Annotated in this window: 15 protein-coding genes; 7 read left to right on the forward strand and 8 right to left on the reverse strand. The window is 72.0% G+C overall.

Translation table 11 applies throughout. The features are described from left to right. Positions 1 to 46 precede the first annotated feature (46 nt). The 3 genes from GXP74_RS32670 to GXP74_RS32680 all read right to left on the reverse strand — a co-directional run bounded on the left by GXP74_RS32670 (position 47) and on the right by GXP74_RS32680 (position 3,726). Positions 47 to 514, reverse strand: a complete 468-nt coding sequence (locus GXP74_RS32670) for a hypothetical protein (protein WP_182456795.1) — start codon at positions 512 to 514, stop codon at positions 47 to 49. Between the two features lie 195 nt (positions 515 to 709). After that, positions 710 to 2,104 (reverse strand): FAD-binding oxidoreductase, encoded by a 1,395-nt coding sequence (locus tag GXP74_RS32675; RefSeq protein WP_182454865.1) that lies wholly within the window; start codon positions 2,102 to 2,104, stop codon positions 710 to 712. Between the two features lie 92 nt (positions 2,105 to 2,196). Beyond that, positions 2,197 to 3,726: a gamma-aminobutyraldehyde dehydrogenase gene (locus GXP74_RS32680; RefSeq protein WP_182454866.1), complete on the reverse strand. Its 1,530-nt coding sequence runs from the start codon at positions 3,724 to 3,726 to the stop codon at positions 2,197 to 2,199. Positions 3,727 to 3,946: 220 nt separating this feature from the next. Between GXP74_RS32680 and GXP74_RS32685 the strand changes: the two genes are divergently transcribed. From GXP74_RS32685 to GXP74_RS32695, 3 genes are all read left to right on the forward strand, one after another. Next, positions 3,947 to 5,605, forward strand: coding sequence for a PucR family transcriptional regulator (locus GXP74_RS32685; protein ID WP_182454867.1), 1,659 nt, complete (start codon positions 3,947 to 3,949; stop codon positions 5,603 to 5,605). 96 nt (positions 5,606 to 5,701) lie between these two features. Then, the gene (locus GXP74_RS32690; RefSeq protein WP_182454868.1) at positions 5,702 to 7,063 is read left to right on the forward strand and encodes a transaminase; all 1,362 of its coding nucleotides are present in this window, start codon (positions 5,702 to 5,704) and stop codon (positions 7,061 to 7,063) included. A 44-nt stretch (positions 7,064 to 7,107) separates the two neighbouring features. Continuing rightward, positions 7,108 to 7,545, forward strand: coding sequence for an Lrp/AsnC family transcriptional regulator (locus GXP74_RS32695; protein WP_182454869.1), 438 nt, complete (start codon positions 7,108 to 7,110; stop codon positions 7,543 to 7,545). Between the two features lie 83 nt (positions 7,546 to 7,628). Here GXP74_RS32695 and GXP74_RS32700 read toward each other — a convergent pair whose 3' ends face one another. After that, on the reverse strand, positions 7,629 to 9,065 hold the full coding sequence (locus GXP74_RS32700) for a gamma-aminobutyraldehyde dehydrogenase (protein ID WP_182454870.1): 1,437 nt from the start codon (positions 9,063 to 9,065) through the stop codon (positions 7,629 to 7,631). A gap of 173 nt (positions 9,066 to 9,238) precedes the next feature. Here GXP74_RS32700 and GXP74_RS32705 point away from each other — a divergent pair, with 173 nt between their 5' ends. The 4 genes from GXP74_RS32705 to GXP74_RS32720 all read left to right on the forward strand — a co-directional run bounded on the left by GXP74_RS32705 (position 9,239) and on the right by GXP74_RS32720 (position 13,151). Continuing rightward, positions 9,239 to 9,712 carry an Lrp/AsnC family transcriptional regulator gene (locus GXP74_RS32705; RefSeq protein ID WP_182454871.1) on the forward strand — a complete coding sequence of 158 codons (474 nt, stop codon included), beginning with the start codon at positions 9,239 to 9,241 and terminating at the stop codon, positions 9,710 to 9,712. Continuing rightward, positions 9,709 to 11,085, forward strand: a complete 1,377-nt coding sequence (locus GXP74_RS32710) for an aspartate aminotransferase family protein (protein WP_182454872.1) — start codon at positions 9,709 to 9,711, stop codon at positions 11,083 to 11,085. The genes GXP74_RS32705 and GXP74_RS32710 overlap by 4 nt, the downstream gene beginning before the upstream one ends. Positions 11,086 to 11,244: 159 nt before the next feature. Next, positions 11,245 to 12,048 (forward strand): ABC transporter ATP-binding protein, encoded by an 804-nt coding sequence (locus tag GXP74_RS32715; RefSeq protein WP_182454873.1) that lies wholly within the window; start codon positions 11,245 to 11,247, stop codon positions 12,046 to 12,048. Continuing rightward, positions 12,027 to 13,151 carry a hypothetical protein gene (locus tag GXP74_RS32720; protein ID WP_182454874.1) on the forward strand — a complete coding sequence of 375 codons (1,125 nt, stop codon included), beginning with the start codon at positions 12,027 to 12,029 and terminating at the stop codon, positions 13,149 to 13,151. The genes GXP74_RS32715 and GXP74_RS32720 overlap by 22 nt, the downstream gene beginning before the upstream one ends. 13 nt (positions 13,152 to 13,164) lie before the next feature. On the opposite strand, the gene rlmN is transcribed toward GXP74_RS32720, so the two are convergent. The 4 genes from rlmN to pyrH all read right to left on the reverse strand — a co-directional run bounded on the left by rlmN (position 13,165) and on the right by pyrH (position 17,155). Beyond that, positions 13,165 to 14,286, reverse strand: a complete 1,122-nt coding sequence (rlmN, locus tag GXP74_RS32725; protein WP_182454875.1) for a 23S rRNA (adenine(2503)-C(2))-methyltransferase RlmN — start codon at positions 14,284 to 14,286, stop codon at positions 13,165 to 13,167. A gap of 97 nt (positions 14,287 to 14,383) precedes the next feature. Further along, entirely contained in the window at positions 14,384 to 15,538 is a 1,155-nt protein-coding gene (locus tag GXP74_RS32730) for a phosphatidate cytidylyltransferase (protein ID WP_370468488.1), read from the reverse strand. A gap of 179 nt (positions 15,539 to 15,717) precedes the next feature. Next, positions 15,718 to 16,275, reverse strand: coding sequence for a ribosome recycling factor (gene frr, locus GXP74_RS32735; RefSeq protein ID WP_182454877.1), 558 nt, complete (start codon positions 16,273 to 16,275; stop codon positions 15,718 to 15,720). A 139-nt stretch (positions 16,276 to 16,414) separates the two neighbouring features. Further along, positions 16,415 to 17,155: a UMP kinase gene (gene pyrH, locus GXP74_RS32740; protein WP_182454878.1), complete on the reverse strand. Its 741-nt coding sequence runs from the start codon at positions 17,153 to 17,155 to the stop codon at positions 16,415 to 16,417. Positions 17,156 to 17,218 lie beyond the last annotated feature (63 nt).

The raw sequence follows: 17,218 nt of genomic DNA on the forward strand, positions 1-17,218 counted from the left end.
GGCACCGGGCTCAATCAGCAAGCTGTCGGCGGATGTCGTTTTGCCCTTACACCTCGTCGGGCCACTCCGGGTCCGAGCCGCTGACCAGCAGTGCGGCCGCCTCGTGCAGCGCCAGTTCGAGCACTGCCGGGTCATTGAGCAGCCCGCTGCCGTCCGGTGGCACCAGCCAGCGCAGCCCGCGTCCGCTGCGCCCCGGATAGGGCACCGCCAGCCAGGCCCCCGGTCCGGCGGTGCGCATGCCGGTGCCGACCCAGCGGGCGGCGGTTCCGGGCGGGACGAAGAACCCCACCCGGACGTCGCCGAAGTCCGCCAGCACCGGGCCGGGTTCGGCGGCCATCCGGAGCAGCACATCGACCGTGGTCCGCCCCAGCTCCCCCGGCACTATCAGCACGTCCCAGATCCGGCCGGCCGGCAGCAGGGCGATGCCCGTGGCGCTGCGCTCCCACGCCCACCGGCAGCTGTCCGGGTCCGGCGCTGCCGCCGCCAGCCATTCGACTGCTGCCCTCGCGTCCATGCTTCCCACGGCTTCCGCCCTCCGCTTCCTGGGTCAGCGCCCGGTACTGGACCGGGTGTCAACAGGAGAGAGCGGTCTGCGTCCCGACTCTTACGCGGGTACGGGCGACAACCTGCGCTGAGGGGCGTGCGGAGACACGGAGGCGGCGCGCGCCCGCAGGGGCACGCGCCGCCGGGACGCCGGGATCGGGACGGGTCAGCTGTCGAAGCCGAGGCCCATGGCGTCCATGGCCTTCAGCCAGAGGTTGCGCTTGCCCTGGTTATGGTCGGCGCGGTCCAGGGACCACTTGGTGATCCCGATGCCCGCCCACTTGACCGGCTCGGGCGGGAACGGCAGCGGCTTGCTCTTCACCATCTGCAGTTCGGTGCGCTCGGTGCGCTCGCCGGAGAGCAGGTCCAGCATCACGTCGGCGCCGAAGCGGGTGGCGCCGACGCCGAGGCCGGTGTAGCCGACGGCGTAGGAGACCTTCCCCTTGTGGGCGGTGCCGAAGAACGCCGAGAAGCGGCTACAGGTGTCGATCGCCCCGCCCCAGGCGTGGGTGAACCTGATCCCGGCCAGCTGCGGGAAGGCGGTGAAGAAGTGGCCGGCCAGCTTCTCGTAGGTCTCCGGACGGTGGTCGTACTCGGCGCGGACCTTGCCGCCGTAGTGGTAGATCGCGTCGTAGCCGCCCCAGAGGATGCGGTTGTCGGCGGAGATCCGGAAGTAGTGGAACTGGTTGTTGCAGTCGCCCAGGCCCTGCCGGTTCTTCCAGCCGATGGACGCGAGCTGTTCGTCCGTGAGCGGTTCGGTCATCAGCGCGAAGTCGTAGACCGGGGCCAGGAACGGCCGGACCCGCTTCACCAGGCTGGGGAAGATGTTGGTCCCGAGCGCCACGTGCCGGGCGAAGATCCGCCCGTAGGGGGTGCGCACGGCCATGCCCGGGCCGCTCTCGGCGAGGTCGGTGGCGGGGGTGTGCTCGAAGATCCGCACGCCCAGCTCCAGGCAGGCCCGCTTGAGGCCCCAGGCGAGCTTGGCCGGGTGGACCATGGCCACGCCGTCCTTGTCCCAGAGCCCGGCCAGGAAGGTCGGCGAGTCCACCTCGGCGCGCACCGCCTCGGCGTCCAGGAACACCGCGTTCGCGCCGTACTCGGCCATCTGCTCGGCGCCCTCGCGCAGTTCCTCGACCTGGTGCGGCTCGGTGGCCACGTCGAGTTCGCCGGTGCGCTCCCAGTCGCAGTCGATGCCGTAGCGCTCGACCGCGTCCTCGATCGCCTGGAGGTTCTCGTGGCCGAGGCGCTCCAGCGTGCGCAGTTCCTCGGGCCAGCGCTCCAGGCCGTTGAAGAAGCCGTGGGTGAGGCTGGCCGCGCAGAAGCCGCCGTTGCGGCCGGAGGCGGCCCAGCCGACCTCCTGGCCCTCGACCAGCACCACGTCGCGGGCGGGGTCGCGCTCCTTGGCCAGCAGCGCCGTCCACAGCCCGGTGTAGCCGCCGCCGACGACCAGCAGGTCGCAGGTGGTGTCACCGGTCAGCGCGGGCAGCGCCTCTGGCCGGCCGGGGTCGGCCAGCCAGAAGGAGGTGTACTGGACGTCGGCAAGAGAATGGGCCGATTCCATGAATCTCACTGCTTTCTGATGCGCCCTCGGGCGCTGTGGAGGGTTGTTGCGACGGTGGAGCGGTGGAGCGGTGCGACGGTGGAGCGGTGCGGTCAGCGGTCGCCGAAGACCGTGCGGTGCCAGTCCTTGCGGGCGACCGCGGTGATGTCCTGCATCACGTGCTTGACCTGCGTGTACTCATCGAGCGAGTACTGCGACATGTCCTTGCCGTAGCCGGAGGCCTTGTAGCCGCCGTGCGGCATCTCGCTGATGATCGGGATGTGGTCGTTGACCCAGACGCATCCGGCCTTGATCTCGCGGGTGGCCCGCAGCGAGCGGTAGACGTCGCGGGTCCAGGCGGAGGCGGCGAGACCGTAGGGGGTGTCGTTGGCGAGGCGCAGGCCCTCCTCGTCGCTGTCGAACGGCAGCACCACGAGTACCGGGCCGAAGATCTCGCTCTGCACCACCTCGGCGTCCTGGCTCACGCCGGTGATCAGGGTCGGGCGGTAGTAGGCGCCCTTGCTGAGGTCGGTGCCGTCGTGGCCCTTCTCCGGCGCGAAGCCGCCCGCCGCGATGGTCGCGCCGTAGCCCCGGGCGCGCTCGACGAACCCGGCGACGCTGTCCCGCTGGCGCAGCGAGACCAGCGGTCCGAGGTCGGTCTGCGGGTTGAACGGGTCGCCGAGCCGGATCAGGTTGTAGAGCTCCGCGACGCCCTCGACGAAGGCGTCGAACAGCGGGCGCTGGACGTACGCGCGGGTGGCGGCGGTGCAGTCCTGGCCGGTGTTGATCAGCGAGCCGGCCACCGCGCCCTGAACCGCGGCGTCCAGGTCGGCGTCGTCGAAGACCACGAACGGCGCCTTGCCGCCGAGCTCCAGGTGGGTGCGCTTGACGCCCTGGACGGCGAGCTCGCCGACCCGCTTGCCGACGCCGGTGGAGCCGGTGAACGAGACCATGGCCACGTCGGGGTGGCCGACCAGGTGCTCGCCCGCGGTCCGGCCGGCGCCGGTGACCACGTTGACCACACCGTCCGGGATGCCCGCGTCGGTGCAGGCCTGGGCGAACATCAGCGAGGTCAGCGGGGTGAGCTCGGCCGGCTTGAGGACGATGGTGTTGCCCGCCGCGATCGCCGGGAGGATCTTCCAGGCGGCCATCTGCAGCGGGTAGTTCCACGGCGAGATGGAGCCGACCACGCCGATCGGCTCGCGCCGGATCGACGAGGCGTGGTCGCCGGAGTACTCGCCGGTGGCCTTGCCCTCCAGGTTGCGGGCGGCGCCGGCGAAGAAGGCGGTGTTGTCGACGGTGCCGGGCACGTCGAACTCGGTGCTCAGCTTGATCGGCTTGCCGGTCTGCGCGCTCTCGACCCGGGCCAGCTCGTCGGCCCGCTCGGCGAGGATGCCGGAGAGCTTGAGCAGCGCCTCGGAACGGGCGCCCGGGGTGCTCCCGGCCCACTCGGGGTAGGCCCGCCGGGCGGCCGCGACGGCGGCGTCCACGTCGGCGGTGGAGGCGAGCCGGACCCGCTGCACCACACTGCCGTCGGCGGGGTTGACCACGTCGAAGTGCTCGTCGCCGGTGCCCGGGCGCAGCGCTCCGTCGAGGTACTGGGCTCCCGCGTCGAAGCGGGTGCCGACAATGGACTGGTCCATCTATTCCTCCAGGCGCACAGCAAGTCCGGACACAGGGCGGGTCAGGCCGCCCACCCTGCGACGATGCCTCGGTTCGGGCGGATCCAGCAAGCAACGGGGCGTAAGGCAGATCGTTACTGGCATTACACCGTGGAAGCGGGGTGATGGGCGACACCTCGTTGCCCGCATGTCGGGTGGACCTGACACCATGAAGGGGTCCGTATCCCTCCTGGAGGCCGTCTTGTTCCCCACCCTCGCCCGTGTCCTCGCCCTGGAAGTGGTCACCCGAGGCCTGCCCGAGGTCGTCGCCGGCAAGGAGCACCTGGAGCGCCCGGTGCGCTGGGTGCATGTCAGCGAGCTGTCCGACGTCGCGGGCGTGCTCCAGGGCGGGGAGCTGATCCTGACCACCGGTATCGCGCTGCCGGAGGACCGCGAGGGCCTGGCCCGGTATGTCCGCGAGCTGGCGGACGTGGGCGCGGCCGGGCTGGTGGTGGAGTTCGGGCGGCGCTACTTCGACAGCCTGCCGCGCGCCCTGGTGCACGCCGCCGAGCAGCGCGGGCTGCCGCTGATCGTGCTGCGGCGGGAGCTGCGCTTCGTGGCGGTGACCGAGGCGGTGCACGCGCTGGTGGTGAACGAGCAGTTGGAGGAGCTGCGCTCGTCGGAGGCGATCCACCAGATCTTCAATGAGCTGGCGGTGGAGGGCGCGGAGCCGGTCGAGGTGGTCCGCCAGGTCTCGCGGATGGCCGAGGCCCCGGTGGTACTGGAGAACCTGTCCCACCAGGTGCTGGCGTACGACCCGGCCGGGCAGAGCGCGCAGGTGCTGCTGGCCGGGTGGGAGTCGCGCTCGCGCGGCGTGCGTCCGGCCGGGCGTACCGGGCATGATCCGCGCACCGGCTGGCTGGTGACCCAGGTGGGGGCGCGCGGCCACGACTGGGGGCGGCTGGTACTGGTGGGTGCGCCGGGTTCGGCGCAGGAGAACGCCACCCCGGAGGCCGTCTCGCACCGGCACACCATGCTGCTGGAGCGGGCTGCGGCGACGCTGGCGCTGAACCGGCTGCTGGTGCGCGACCGGGAGAGCCTGGAGCGGCAGACCCACCGCACGCTGCTGTCCGGCATCCTCACCCACGCCCTGACGGTCTCCGATGTGGCGCTGCGGGCCAGTGCCCTGGGGGTGCCGCTGGAGGGGCGGCGGCTGGTGGGGGTGGTACTGCGGCAGCGGCACGGTCCCGCCCCGGCGGCGCTGGAGGCGCAGGCGCGGCTGCGGGACTTCACCGAGACGGTGGCGGCGGCCGTCCGGGAGAAGCGGCTGACCGCGCTGGTCGGGGCGCTGGACGACGAGGCGGTGGGGCTGCTGGTCTCGCTCGGCTCGCGCGACGACGAGCACAGCGCGCTGGAGGGCTTCGCCTCCTCGCTGCGGCGGCTGGTGCAGGAGGCGGAGGACCCGGAGCCGGTGATCGCGGTGGGCTCCTCGGTCGGCTCGGTGCGCGATGCCCGGCGGACGCTGGTCGAGGCGACCCAGGTCGCCGACGCGGCGCTGCACGACGCCCCGCCCTCGGGGGCCCGCTCGGCCTCGTACTACCGGCTGCCGGACGTGCGGCTGCGCGGCCTGCTGCACCTGCTGCGCGACGACGCCCGGTTGCAGACCTACGTGGAGCGGGAGCTGGGGCCGCTGCTGGCGTACGACGCGGAGCACAACAGCCAGCTGATCCAGATGCTGCGGATCTACCTGGAGCAGGGCCGCAACAAGTCGGCGGCGGCGGACGCGGCACACCTGTCGCGGCCGTCGTTCTACGACCGGCTGCACAAGGTCGAGCGGGTGCTCGGGGTGGATCTGGACCAGGTCGAGTCCTGCCTGTCGCTGCATGTCGCGCTGCTCTCACTGGACGCGGTGCGGCGCTAGTTTCCGCGATATCCGCGCGTGATTCGAGCGCAAGGCGTTGCCTGGACGATCGATTCGACTGTACGGTCGGCCTACCGGCCCTACAGGAGGTTCCCCATGCCCACATCCGTCGACCGTGCCCGACTGGCCGGGCTGCTCGCCCGGGAGACGGCGGCCAGCGCGGCCCGCAACCCGCGCTCGCAGGCCGCCTACCAGCGCGCCGAGCACCTGTTCGGCCGAGTGCCGATGACCTGGATGAACAAGAGCGCCGGCGGGTTCCCGCTGTACCTCGACGGCGCGCGCGGGGCGCGGGTGAGCGACATCGACGGTCACGAGTACGTCGACTTCTGCCTGGGCGACACCGGCGCGATGGCCGGGCACTCCCCCGAGGCCGTCGCCGAGGCCGTGGAGCAGCGCTACCGGGTGCGCGGCGGGGCGACCGCGATGCTGCCGACCGAGGACGCCGAATGGGTCGGCGCGGAGCTGGCCCGCCGCTTCGGGCTGCCGCGCTGGTCCTTCTCGCTGACCGCGACCGACGCCAACCGCTGGGCGATCCGGCTGGCCCGCGCGGTCACCGGTCGCTCCAAGATCCTGGTCAACAGCTACAGCTACCACGGCAGCGTGGACGAGTCGCTGATCGTGGTCGGCCCGGACGGCCGGGGAGCCAGCCGTCCGGGCAACGTCGGCGCGCCCTGCGAGGTGACGCTGACCAGCCGGGTGGCCGAGTTCAACGACCTGGAGGGGCTGGAGCGCGAGCTGGCCCACGGCGACGTGGCGGCGGTGCTGATGGAGCCCGCGCTGACCAACATCGGCATCGTGCTGCCGGAGCCGGGCTACCTGGAGGGCGTCCGCGAGCTGACCCGGCGGTTCGGGACGCTGCTGATCAACGACGAGACGCACACCTTCTCGGCCGGTCCGGGCGGGGCGACCGCCGCCTACGGCCTGGAGCCCGACCTGCTGACCATCGGCAAGGCCATCGGCGGCGGGATCCCGGCGGGCGGCTACGGACTGTCGGCGGAGCTGTCCGAGCGGCTGCTGGGCCGGGCCGACCTGGACCTGGTCGACATGGGCGGGGTCGGCGGCACCCTGGCCGGGAACGCGCTGTCGGTGGCCGCGATGCGGGCCACCCTGGAGCAGGTGCTCACCGACGAGGCGTTCGCCGGGATGTGCGCGCTGTCCGAGCGGTTCGAGGCCGGGGTCCGCGACGGCATCGCCAAGCACGGCCTGCCCTGGTCGGTCAGCCGCCTGGGCGCGCGCAGCGAGTACCGCTTCGCCGACCCGGCGCCGCGCAACGGCACCGAGTCCGCCGCCGGTGCCGACGCCGAACTGGAGGACTTCCTGCACCTGTTCATGGCCAACCGGGGCGTGCTGATGACCCCGTTCCACAACATGGCGCTGATCTGCCCGGCCACCACCGAGGCCGACGTGGACACGCACACCGCGCTGTTCGCCGAGGCCCTGGCCGAGCTGGTCGGCTGAGACCGGGCGGCACCGGCGGCCGGGGGTAGGGGAGACTGACGCCTGTGGACGACATCGACCGGGCCATCCTGCGCGAACTGCAGACCGACGGCCGCATCCCCTACGCCGACCTGGGCCCCCGGGTGGGCCTGTCCCCCTCCGCCGCGCGGCAGCGCCTGCAGCGGCTGATCGACACCCGCGTGGTGCAGGTGGTCGGGGTGACCGACCCGATGGGGATGGGCGGCCAGGCGATGGCGCTGCTCGGCATCGCCGTGGACGGCGACGCCCGGGCGGTGGCGGACACGCTGGGGCAGCGCGCCGAGGTCGTCTACAGCGTGCTGACCTCGGGCGGCTTCGACCTGTTCGCCGAGGTGGTCTGCCATCAGCCGCGGGAGCTGCTGGACTTCATCAACGACGTGGTGCGGCCGATCGAGGGCGTCACCCGGGTGGAGAACTTCCCGTACTTCGGCATCCACACCCACCGCTTCCTCTGGGACGTCTGAGCCGGACGTCCCGGAGGCTGAGGCACGGACGAACGGGCCTCCCGGCAGCTGCCGGGAGGCCCGTTCGTCCGTGCCGGGGGGGGTCAGCCCTCCAGCGAGGTCATCACGTGCTTGATCCGGGTGTAGTCCTCGAAGCCGTAGGCGGAGAGGTCCTTGCCGTAGCCGGACTTCTTGAAGCCGCCGTGCGGCATCTCGGCGACCAGCGGGATGTGGGTGTTGATCCACACGCAGCCGAAGTCCAGCCGCTTGGCCAGCCGCATCGCCCGGCCGTGGTCCTTGGTCCAGACCGAGGAGGCCAGCGCGAACTCGACGCCGTTGGCGTTGGCCACGGCCTCCGCCTCGTCGCTGAACTTCTGCACGGTGATGACCGGGCCGAAGACCTCGTTCTGGATGATCTCGTCGTCCTGCTTCAGCCCGGAGACGACGGTCGGGGCGTAGAAGTAGCCCTTGTCGCCGACCCGGTGGCCGCCGGCCTCGACCTTGGCGTGCTCCGGAAGCCGCTCGATGAAGCCGCTGACCTGGGCGAGCTGGTTGGCGTTGTTCAGCGGCCCGTAGAGCACGTCCTCGTCGTCGGGCTGACCGGTCTTGGTCTCGGCGGCGGCCTTGGCCAGCGCCGCGACGAACTCGTCGTGGATGCCCTCGTGCACCAGCACCCGGGTGGCGGCGGTACAGTCCTGGCCCGCGTTGAAGAACCCGGCCACCGAGATGCCCTCGACCGCCGAGGCGATGTCGGCGTCGTCGAAGACCACGACCGGGGCCTTGCCGCCGAGCTCCAGGTGCACCCGCTTGACGTCCTTGGCGGCGGAGCCCGCGACCTGGATCCCGGCCCGGACCGAGCCGGTGATGGAGGCCATCGCCGGGGTCGGGTGCTCGACCATCAGCCGACCGGTCTCCCGGTCGCCGCAGACCACGTTGAAGACGCCGGGCGGCAGGATCCCGCCGATGATCTCGGCCAGCAGCACGGTCGAGGCGGGGGTGGTGTCGGAGGGCTTGAGCACCACCGTGTTCCCGGCTGCGATGGCCGGGGCGAACTTCCACACCGCCATCATCATCGGGTAGTTCCACGGCGCGACCTGGGCGCAGACGCCGACCGGCTCACGCCGTACGAAGGAGGTGAGGCCCTCCATGTACTCGGCGCCGGACTTGCCTTCGAGCAGCCGGGCGGCGCCCGCGAAGAAGCGGATCTGGTCCACCATCGGCGGGAGCTCCTCGGAGGCGGTCAGCCCCAGCGGCTTGCCGGTGTTCTTCGACTCGACCGCGACCAGCTCCTCGGCCCGGGCCTCGATCGCGTCGGCGATCTTCAGGAGGGCGAGCTGCCGCTGCGACGGAGTGGTGTCGCGCCACCCCTCGAAGGCGGCGGCGGCAGCCGTCATGGCGGCGTCGACGTCGGCCTCGGCGGAGAGCGGCGCCGTGGCGTACACCTCACCGGTGGTGGGGTCGACGACCTCGGTGGTGCGGCCGTCGGCCGCGTCGGCGAACGCGCCGTTGATGTAGTTGCGCAGCGTGTGAAGCTCGCTCACGGTGACCTCTCCTTGAATCGTGCACTCCGGCGTGCCCGGTCCGTACCAGCCTAGCTCTCAACCTGCGGTTATCGGCAGACCCGGGGCACGACAACGATGGAATCAGTGTCGTTTTCATTATCTTGCGACGGATTCCCTTGCCAGCTGCGCCACCCATAGGGCATGGTGGCCCCGTGGCCAACCGTGACCGGAACGGCAGCGTTCCCCTCGACTCCGTCTCCAAGGCGATCATCGAGCAACTCCAGGAGGACGGCAGGCGTCCGTACGCCAGCATCGGCAAGGCCGTGGGCCTGTCCGAGGCGGCCGTGCGGCAGCGCGTCCAGAAGCTGCTCGACCAGGGCGTCATGCAGATCGTCGCGGTGACCGATCCGCTGACCGTCGGGTTCTCCCGGCAGGCGATGGTCGGCATCACCGTCGAGGGCGACATCGACCCGGTCGCCGACGCGCTGGCCGCCATGGACGAGGTGGACTACGTCGTCGTCACCGCAGGCTCGTTCGACCTGATGGCCGAACTGGTATGCGAGGACGACGAGCACCTCCTCGAACTGATCAATAAGCGTATCCGCGCGCTTCCCGGCGTGCGGAGAACCGAAAGCTTCGTTTATCTGAAGCTACGGAAACAGACCTACACCTGGGGTACCCGATGAGCGCCGACCCGGCCACGAAGGACCTTTCGAAGTCCGCCTACGACCATCTGTGGATGCACTTCACCCGGATGTCCTCGTACGAGAACAGCCCCGTCCCCACGATCGTCCGTGGTGAGGGCACCTACATCTACGACTCGAACGGCCGCAAGTACCTCGACGGTCTCGCGGGTCTGTTCGTGGTGCAGGCCGGTCACGGCCGCGCCGAGCTGGCCGAGGTCGCCCGCAAGCAGGCGGAGAAGCTCGCCTTCTTCCCCATCTGGAGCTACGCGCACCCGGCGGCCATCGAGCTCGCCGAGCGGCTGGCGAACTACGCCCCCGGCGACCTCAACAAGGTCTTCTTCACCACCGGTGGCGGCGAGGCCGTCGAGACCGCGTGGAAGCTGGCCAAGCAGTACTTCAAGCTGACCGGTGAGCACACCAAGTACAAGGTGATCTCCCGCGCGGTGGCCTACCACGGCACCCCCCAGGGCGCCCTGTCGATCACCGGCCTGCCGGCCCTGAAGGCCCCGTTCGAGCCGCTGGTTCCGGGCGCCCACAAGGTCGTCAACACCAACATCTACCGCGCCCCGATCCACGGCCACGACCCCGAGGCCTACGGCCGCTGGTGCGCCGACCAGATCGAGCAGGAGATCCTGTTCGAGGGCCCGGAGACGGTCGCCTGCGTCTTCCTGGAGCCGGTGCAGAACGCCGGTGGCTGCTTCCCGCCGCCGCCCGGGTACTTCCAGCGGGTCCGCGAGATCTGCGACCAGTACAACGTGCTGCTCGTCTCCGACGAGACCATCTGCGCCTTCGGCCGCCTGGGCACGATGTTCGCCTGCGACAAGTTCGACTACATCCCGGACATCATCACCTGCGCCAAGGGCATGACCTCGGGCTACTCCCCGATCGGCGCCGCGATCATCTCCGACCGGATCGCCGAGCCGTTCTACAAGGGCGACAACACCTTCCTGCACGGCTACACCTTCGGCGGCCACCCGGTCTCCTCCGCCGTGGCGCTGGCCAACCTGGACATCTTCGAGCGCGAGGGCCTGAACAAGCACGTCCTCGCGAACGAGGACGCCTTCCGGGCCACCCTGGAGAAGCTGCACGACCTGCCGATCGTCGGCGACGTCCGCGGCAACGGCTTCTTCTACGGCATCGAGCTGGTGAAGGACAAGGCCACCAAGGAGTCCTTCAACGACGACGAGTGCGAGCGCATCCTCTACGGGTACGTCTCCAAGGCGCTCTTCGAGCACGGCCTGTACTGCCGCGCCGACGACCGTGGCGACCCGGTCATCCAGCTCTCGCCGCCGCTGATCGCCGACCAGTCGACCTTCGACGAGATCGAGCAGATCCTGCGGACCGTCCTCACCGAGGCCTGGAGCCGCATGTAAGCAGGTCCACGGACCCCGCTTCCGCCGCAGGGCGGCCCCGACCACACGGTCAGAGCCGCCCTGCGGCGTTTTCGCGTGCCCGCCGAAGCCGTGTCGCGCAACCGGTCCGCCGACCAGTCGTTCTACCTTCAGAAGCAGCATCTCCACCGGGAGGACCCTGTGACCACCGCCCCACCGGACAACGACGTGCTGTGGGCGCGCGCGCTGGTGAAGGCCCACCAGGGCACCCCCGCGCTGCGCGGGGTCTCCATCGGCGTCCGCGAGGGCGAGGTGCTCGCCGTCACCGGCCCCCGCGGCAGCGGCAAGAGCAGCCTGCTGGACTGCCTCAGCGGCCTGAGCAGCCCCGACGAGGGGGAGATCTGGTTCAACAGCTCCCCCGTGCACACCCTGGCCCGGGCCGCGCGGGAGCGGCTGCGCCGGGAGCGCTTCGGCTGGATCGGCCCGGAACCGCAGCTGGTCCCGGAGCTGACCGCCGCCGAGAACGTCACCCTGGCGCCCCTGCTGGCCGGCGCCACCCGCAAGGAGGCGGCGACCGCCGCCACCGAGTGGCTGGAGCGGCTCGACGTCGCCGACTGCGCCCGGCAGCGCCCGGCCGAGCTGCGCCAGGACCAGCGGCAGCGGATCGCCGTGGCCCGGGCGCTGGCGCACGGCCCCAGCGTGGTGTTCGCCGACGAGCCGACCGCGCCGCTGCACCGCGAGGCCCGCGACCAGGTGATGCGGATACTGGTCGCCGCCGCCCGCTCGCACCGGATCACGCTGCTGCTGGCCACCCACGACCCGGCCGTGGCCCGCTACGCCGACCGGGTCGCGGCGATGACCGACGGCAGGCTGGCCACCCCGGTCGGCGCCCGGCAGGCCCTGGCCGCGCCCGCGCCCCCGGTCGCGGGCTCGACCGCCGTCTCGGCCGTGCCGCCGAAAACCGTCGAAGAGGATCCGGACCGTTGTTCGCCTACCTCCGTCTGACCCGGGGCTACCGCGCCCTCGATCTCGGCCGCTGGCTGCTCACCGCGGCCGCCTCGGCGGCGGTGGCGGCGCTGCTGCTGCGCGCCCTCGGCTGGGCGCTGAGCACCCCGGCCGACCCGTCCGCCGCGCACGCCTGGACCACCGGCGCACGGCTGCTGTGGTGCCTGCCACCGCTGGCCGGGGTCGGCTACCTGGCGGCGGCCTGGGCCCGCTCGGTGCCGCCACGCCGCTCGGCCCGGCTGACCGGGCTGCTCGCCGCCGGGACCGGGGCGGCCCGGCTGCGGGCCCTGCTGGCCCTGGAGATCGCCCTGGCCTGCGCCGCGGGCACGGTACTCGGGCTGCTGGGCTTCCTGGTGCTCCGCGCCCACCTGCTGGAACTCGTCCCCGGCGGGCGGCTCGACCCGGCCCTCGGGGTCAGCGCGCCGCTGCCGGCCGCCGGGACCGCCACCCTGCTCGCGGTGGTACCGCTGCTCGGCGGCCTGGCCGCGGCGGCGGCGGTCCGCCCCAAGGACCTGCTGCCGCCGGACCAGGCGGACGTCGCGCTGCGTCGGCCCTCACCGCTGTACCTCGCCGCCGCCGTGCTCGTCCCCGGGGTCGGCACCGTCGTCGAACTCGCCGGGCGGCGCGACGGCTCCGACCTGGCCGCGCTGCTGGGCGGCCCGACCGCGATCGCGGGCATCGGCCTGGCGATCCCGGCGCTGCTCTACGGGACCGGAACGGCGCTGGCGCTGGGCCGCCCGCGGCCGGTGCGGCTCCTGGCCGGGCGCGGGTTGCAGGCGGGCGCCTGGCAGCTGGGCACGCCGCTGGCGGTGCTCACCGTCTCCGGCGCGCTGGCGGCGGTCGCCGCCGCCCGGCTGGAACCGGCCCGGGGTCCGCTGCCCGCCGTCGAGGCCGGGCTGATCGCGCTGTGCGTGCTGGGCGCGCTGCTGGCCCGGGTGGGCGAGCTGATCAGCGCCCGCCGCCGGACGTACGCCTCGCTGCTGCGGATGGGCGCGCCCGGGCTGCTGCGGCGGCGCGCGGCGCTGCTGCGCGCCGCAGCGACCACGCTGGTGCTGCTGGCGGCCGGTGGCGCCGCGGCGGCGCTGGCCGCCGCGCTCGGCTGACCGCCCGCCGCGCTCAGCCCGCCGCGGCGAGCTGCCCGCAGGCGCCCTCGATCTCCTGGCCGCGGGTGTCGCGGACGGTCACCGGGACCCCGTGCCGCTGTAGCTGCCGGACGAACTCCCGCTCGTCCTCGGGCCGGGACGCCGTCCACTTGGAGCCCGGCGTCGGGTTCAGCGGGATCAGGTTGACGTGCGCCCGGTGGTTCTTCAGCAGCCGTCCCAGCAGGTCGGCCCGCCAGGCCTGGTCGTTGATGTCCTTGATCAGGGCGTACTCGATGGAGATCCGGCGGCCGGAGCGCTCCGCGTAGTTCCACGCCGAGTCCAGCACCTCCGCCACCTTCCAGCGGGTGTTCACCGGGACCAGGGTGTCGCGCAGCTCGTCGTCCGGCGCGTGCAGCGACACCGCGAGCCGGACGCTGAGCTCCTCCGCGGCCAGCCGGTCCATCGCCGGGACCAGCCCGACCGTGGACACGGTGATCCCGCGCTGCGACAGGCCGAAGCCCGACGGCGCCGGGTCGGTCAGCCGCCGGATCGCCGCGATCACCCGCTTGTAGTTGGCCAGCGGCTCGCCCATGCCCATGAAGACGATGTTGCTGAGCCGGACCGCGCCCTCCTCGCCCTCGGCCGCGCCGCCGAAATCGCCCGCCTTGATCGCGCGCATCCCGGCCGCGATCTGCTCGACGATCTCGCCGGTGGACAGGTTCCGGGTCAGCCCGGCCTGGCCGGTGGCGCAGAACGGGCAGTTCATGCCGCAGCCCGCCTGCGAGCTGATGCACATGGTCACCCGGTCCGGGTAGCGCATCAGCACGGACTCCACCAGCACCCCGTCGAACAGCTTCCACAGCGTCTTGCGGGTGCTGTCGTCGTCGCAGGAGACGTTGCGGACCACCGACATCAGCTCCGGCAGCAGCTCCCCGGCGAGCCGCTCCCGGGCGGCGGCCGGAATGTCGGTCCACTGCTCCGGGCGGTCCGACAGCCGGGAGAAGTACTGGCGGGAGAGCTGGTCGGCGCGGAAGGGCTTCTCGCCCAGTGCGGCCACCGCCTCCCGGCGCTCGTCGGCGCTGAGGTCGGCGAGGTGGCGCGGGGGCTTCGCGCCACGCGGCGCGACAAAGGTGAGTTCACCGGGCTTGGTAGGCATAGTTCCCCCAGTGTCGCAGGTCGCCGCCGGGGCACGAAAACAGCGGCCCCGGTCACCGAGCGGTGACCGGGGCGGGGCAGTGCGGGGGCGGGCCGGGTCAGCCCGCGCCGACGAAGCCGACCAGGACCAGCCACACCACCGGGGCGGTGGGCAGCAGCGAGTCCAGCCGGTCCATGATCCCGCCGTGGCCCGGCAGCATCGTGCCCATGTCCTTGATGCCGAGGTCGCGCTTGATCATCGACTCGCCCAGGTCGCCCAGAGTCGCGCTGACGGCCACGCAGGCGCCCAGCACCAGCCCCTGCCACCAGCTGCCGTCCTTGATCAGGAACTGCATCCCCAGCGCGCCGGCGAGCATGCACAGCAGTACCCCGCCCGCCAGCCCCTCGCGGGTCTTGCCGGGGCTGATCGTGGGCGCGAGCTTGTGCCTGCCGAAGCGCGAACCGGCCGCGTACGCGCCCGTGTCGCTGCACACCGTCAGCACCATGTACAGCACCACCCGCTGCGGGCCGTCGTGGGCGGCCAGCATCAGCATCACGAAGGTGGCCAGGAACGGCACGTAGAAGGCGGTGAACACCCCCGCCGTGACGTCCCGCAGATAGTCCTCGGGTGGCTGGCTCATCCGCCAGACCAGCACCGCCAGGCAGGTCAGCGCCAACGCCACCAGCGCCGCCTCGGGCCCGCCGAGGTAGGCGGCGACCAGCATCGCCACCCCGCCCAGGGCCAGCGGCGGCAGCGGGACGTGAATGCCCTTGCTCTCGGTGAGCCGGCTGGTCAGCTCCCACATGCCGATCACCACGACGGCGGCGACCACGCCGACGAACAGCCACTTCACGATGACCAGGGACACCACCACGACCACGCCGAGCCCCAGCCCGACGCCGACGGCCGCGCGGAGGTTGCGTCCGCCCTTGGGGGCCTTCGGCGCACCGGGCGCCGCCGGGCCCTCGGGGACCCCCGGGGCGCCGTGGCCGCCGCCCGCGCCGGGTCCACCGGGCGTCCCGGCCGCCGCCATGGCCGCGACCGGCACCGGTCCCGGCCGTGCGGCCGGACCGGACGGCGGTCGGGTGTCCTCGGTTATCGGCGGGAGTATGGCGGTCTGCTCGACCGCCGAGCCCGCCCCGGGCGCGGGCAGGTCGTCCCGGAACAGCGGCCCGGACAACCGGGTCGCCGCCTCCGGGTCGGGCTGTCCCGGCCCCTCCGGGGGAACCGCTCCGTAGGGTCCCGGTCCGCTGTGGTCGGCGACTGGCGGCATGTACTGAGTCTGCGCCATGTCGTCGCCGCCCGGCAGCGGGTACTGCTGCGAGTGGTCGAACGCCGGTCCCGCCCACGGGGGCTGGACCGGTCCTCCTGAAGGAGATCCGTGGCCCTGCTGCGCTCGGGCCCCAGCACCTCCGTCGCCGGCGGCGGGCCCCCAATAGGAGTCGTCGTTCATCAGACCTCTAGCAGCTCGGCTTCCTTGTGCTTGAGCAGCTCGTCGACCTGCGCCACGTAACGCGCGGTGACGTCCTCCAGCTCCTTCTCGGCGCGGCGGACCTCGTCCTCACCGGCCTCGCCGTCCTTGTTGAGCTTGTCCAGGACGTCCTTGGCCTTGCGGCGCACGGCGCGGATGGAGATCTTGGCGTCCTCGCCCTTGGTCCGGGCGACCTTGATGTACTCCCGCCGCCGCTCCTCGGTGAGCTGCGGGAAGTTCACCCGGATGATGGAGCCGTCGTTGGACGGGTTGACGCCCAGGTCCGAGTTGCGGATGGCCTCCTCGATGACCCGCAGCGAGCTCTTGTCGAAGGGCGAGACGATCGCCATCCGGGGCTCCGGGACCGAGAAGGACGCCAGCTGGTTGATCGGAGTGACCGCGCCGTAGTACTCGGCGACGATCTTGTTGAACATGGCGGGATGGGCACGGCCGGTACGGATCGCGGCGAAGTCGTCCTTCGCGACGGCGACGGCCTTCTCCATCTTCTCCTCGGCCTCAAGGAGGGTCTCTTCGATCACAATGTGCTCCTGTCCGGTGCTACCCGGTCTCGACTCCTGCTGTGCGGGCACTGCTACTACCGCTGTCGCGGCTGCTACCGGGCACGTTCGCGGACGTCCGGCCGCTTGTCCATCCCCCGGCCGGGACCGGCCGGGCGGGTCACTCCTGGCCGGACGCCCCGTTGATCAGTGTGCCGATCTTCTCACCACGCACCGCGCGGGCGATATTGCCCTCGGCCAGCAGCTCGAACACCAGGATCGGCAGGTCGTTGTCCTTGCAGAGGGTGATCGCGGTGAGGTCGGCGACCTTCAGATCACGCGTGATCACCTCGGAGTATTCCAGGCTGTCGAACCGCACCGCGCCCGGGTTGGTCCTGGGGTCGGAGTCGTAGACCCCGTCGACCCCGTTCTTCCCCATCAGCAGCACCTCGGCGTGGACCTCCAGGGCGCGCTGGACGGCGGTGGTGTCGGTGGAGAAGTACGGCATGCCCATACCGGCGCCGAAGATCACCACGCGCCCCTTCTCCAGGTGGCGCACCGCCCGCAGCGGCAGGTACGGCTCGGCCACCTGGCCCATGGTGATCGCGGTCTGCACCCGGGTCTCGATGCCCTCCTTCTCCAGGAAGTCCTGGAGCGCGAGGCAGTTCATCACCGTGCCGAGCATGCCCATGTAGTCCGAGCGGGCCCGGTCCATGCCGCGCTGCTGGAGCTCCGCGCCCCGGAAGAAGTTCCCACCGCCGATCACGATCGCGACCTCGGTGCCGCCCCGGACCACGATGCCGATCTCGCGGGCGATGGCGTGGACCACGTCCGGATCGACGCCGAGCCCGCCCCCGCCGGCGAACGCCTCGCCGGAGAGCTTGAGCAGTACGCGGCGGCGCGCCCCGTCCTCTGTGGTCATCTGCATCGACTCCTTCTGGTGCATGAGCATGTGCCGGCGCTGGTGCGAGCGCGCGTACGAGAA

It is taken from the genome of Streptacidiphilus sp. P02-A3a (assembly GCF_014084105.1).
GTDB lineage: Bacteria > Actinomycetota > Actinomycetes > Streptomycetales > Streptomycetaceae > Streptacidiphilus.

What these genes read in the sequence shown, in the direction of transcription:
- GXP74_RS32670 (WP_182456795.1), bottom strand. Translation starts at nt 514, where the DNA reads ATGGACGCGAGGGCAGCAGTCGAATGGCTGGCGGCGGCAGCGCCGGAC.
- GXP74_RS32675 (WP_182454865.1), bottom strand. Translation starts at nt 2,104, where the DNA reads ATGGAATCGGCCCATTCTCTTGCCGACGTCCAGTACACCTCCTTCTGG.
- GXP74_RS32680 (WP_182454866.1), bottom strand. Translation starts at nt 3,726, where the DNA reads ATGGACCAGTCCATTGTCGGCACCCGCTTCGACGCGGGAGCCCAGTAC.
- GXP74_RS32690 (WP_182454868.1), top strand. Translation starts at nt 5,702, where the DNA reads ATGCCCACATCCGTCGACCGTGCCCGACTGGCCGGGCTGCTCGCCCGG.
- GXP74_RS32710 (WP_182454872.1), top strand. Translation starts at nt 9,709, where the DNA reads ATGAGCGCCGACCCGGCCACGAAGGACCTTTCGAAGTCCGCCTACGAC.
- rlmN (WP_182454875.1), bottom strand. Translation starts at nt 14,286, where the DNA reads ATGCCTACCAAGCCCGGTGAACTCACCTTTGTCGCGCCGCGTGGCGCG.
- GXP74_RS32730 (WP_370468488.1), bottom strand. Translation starts at nt 15,538, where the DNA reads ATGCCGCCAGTCGCCGACCACAGCGGACCGGGACCCTACGGAGCGGTT.
- pyrH (WP_182454878.1), bottom strand. Translation starts at nt 17,155, where the DNA reads ATGACCACAGAGGACGGGGCGCGCCGCCGCGTACTGCTCAAGCTCTCC.